The sequence below is a fragment of the Aliidiomarina iranensis genome (assembly GCF_003987135.1).
GTDB lineage: Bacteria > Pseudomonadota > Gammaproteobacteria > Enterobacterales > Alteromonadaceae > Aliidiomarina > Aliidiomarina iranensis.
Window position 1 is genome coordinate 1 of sequence record NZ_PIPJ01000017.1, and the last position, 2,500, is coordinate 2,500.

2 rRNA genes (1 of these 2 cut by a window edge) are annotated in these 2,500 nt (G+C 52.6%); both read right to left on the reverse strand.

Annotated features, from left to right (window positions below):
- Positions 1-8: 8 nt before the first annotated feature.
- Positions 9-124 (reverse strand): 5S ribosomal RNA (gene rrf, locus CWE08_RS11885).
- 133 nt (positions 125-257) lie between these two features.
- Positions 258-2,500: ribosomal RNA gene (locus tag CWE08_RS11890) — 23S ribosomal RNA — on the reverse strand (it continues 648 nt past the right edge of the window).

Consider the following 2,500-nt stretch of genomic DNA (forward strand, 5'->3'; position numbering starts at 1 on the left):
TAATAGGCGCCTGGCGGTGTCCTACTCTCGCATGGGGAGGCCCCACACTACCATCGGCGCTGACATGTTTCACTTCTGAGTTCGGAAAGGATTCAGGTGGTTCCACGTCGCTATGGCCGCCAGACAAAGTTGGTATAATTTGAACAATCTGATAAAGTCGAAGCCTGAGCCGGCATAACTCACTCACACTTACTTCGTGTCGTGTCGTTCTTCGCGCTTCTTACGCCTGTCACACAACAACACCACTTAGGTGTTGTATGGTTAAGCCTCACGGGCAATTAGTACACGTTAGCTCAACGCCTTACAGCGCTTCCACACCGTGCCTATCAACGTTGTAGTCTTCAACAACCCTTTAGGGAGATTACACTCCAGTGAGAACTCATCTCGAGGCTCGCTTCCCGCTTAGATGCTTTCAGCGGTTATCGATTCCGAACGTAGCTACCGGGCAGTGCCATTGGCATGACAACCCGAACACCAGCGGTTCGTTCACTCCGGTCCTCTCGTACTAGGAGCAACCCCTCTCAATTCTCAAACGCCCACGGCAGATAGGGACCGAACTGTCTCACGACGTTCTAAACCCAGCTCGCGTACCACTTTAAATGGCGAACAGCCATACCCTTGGGACCGACTTCAGCCCCAGGATGTGATGAGCCGACATCGAGGTGCCAAACACCGCCGTCGATATGAACTCTTGGGCGGTATCAGCCTGTTATCCCCGGAGTACCTTTTATCCGTTGAGCGATGGCCCTTCCATTCAGAACCACCGGATCACTATGACCTGCTTTCGCACCTGCTCGACGTGTCTGTCTCGCAGTTAAGCTGGCTTATGCCATTGCACTAACCGTACGATGTCCGACCGTACTTAGCCAACCTTCGTGCTCCTCCGTTACTCTTTGGGAGGAGACCGCCCCAGTCAAACTACCCACCAGGCACTGTCCGGGACCACGATTCAGCAGTCGCCGTTAGAACATCAAACGTACAAGGGTGGTATTTCAAGGGCGGCTCCACGCAAACTGGCGTTCACGCTTCTAAGCCTCCCACCTATCCTACACATGTAGGTTCAATGTTCAGTGCCAAGCTGTAGTAAAGGTTCACGGGGTCTTTCCGTCTAGCCGCGGGTACACAGCATCTTCACTGCGATTTCAATTTCACTGAGTCTCGGGTGGAGACAGCGTGGCCATGGTTACACCATTCGTGCAGGTCGGAACTTACCCGACAAGGAATTTCGCTACCTTAGGACCGTTATAGTTACGGCCGCCGTTTACCGGGGCTTCGATCAAGAGCTTCGCCTAAGCTAACCCCATCAATTAACCTTCCGGCACCGGGCAGGTGTCACACCCTATACGTCCTCTTTCGAGTTTGCAGAGTGCTGTGTTTTTAATAAACAGTCCCAGCCACCTGGTCACTGCGGCCCTCCATCGCTTACGGCGCAAGGCCTTCACAATAAAGGGCGTACCTTCTCCCGAAGTTACGGTACTATTTTGCCTAGTTCCTTCACCCGAGTTCTCTCAAGCGCCTTAGTATTCTCTACCTGACCACCTGTGTCGGTTTCGGGTACGGTTCTGCATACCTGAAGCTTAGAGGGTTTTCCTGGAAGTATGGCATCAGTAACTTCACTCCCGTAGGAGCTCGTCTCGTGTCTCAGCATATAGGGAACCGGATTTGCCTAATCCCCCTGCCTACTCACTTTCACGCGGACTACCAACGCCGCGATTACCTAGCCTTCTCCGTCACCCCATCGCAGTATGCAGCAGTACAGGAATATTAACCTGTTTCCCATCGACTACGCTTCTCAGCCTCGCCTTAGGGGCCGACTTACCCTACCCTGATTAGCATGGGATAGGAACCCTTGGTCTTCCGGCGTGGGGGTTTTTCACCCCCATTATCGTTACTCATGTCAGCATTCGCACTTGTGATACCTCCAGCAGACTTCTCAATCCACCTTCTACGGCTTACACAACGCTCCCCTACCCAGCACATAAATAAATACGCGCTGCCGCAGCTTCGGTGCATGGTTTAGCCCCGTTACATCTTCCGCGCAGGCCGACTCGACTAGTGAGCTATTACGCTTTCTTTAAAGGATGGCTGCTTCTAAGCCAACCTCCTAGCTGTCTATGCCTTCCCACATCGTTTCCCACTGAACCATGACTTTGGGACCTTAGCTGGCGGTCTGGGTTGTTTCCCTCTTCACGACGAACGTTAGCACCCGCCGTGTGTCTCCCGGATAGTACTCATTGGTATTCGGAGTTTGCATCGGGTTGGTAAGTCGGGATGACCCCCTAGCCGAAACAGTGCTCTACCCCCAATGGTATTCGTCCGAGGCTCTACCTAAATAGATTTCGGGGAGAACCAGCTATCTCCGGGCTTGATTAGCCTTTCACTCCGATCCACAGGTCATCTCCTAATTTTTCAACATTAGTGAGTTCGGTCCTCCAATTGATGTTACTCAATCTTCAACCTGCCCATGGATAGATCGCCCGGTTTCGGGTCTACACCTTGC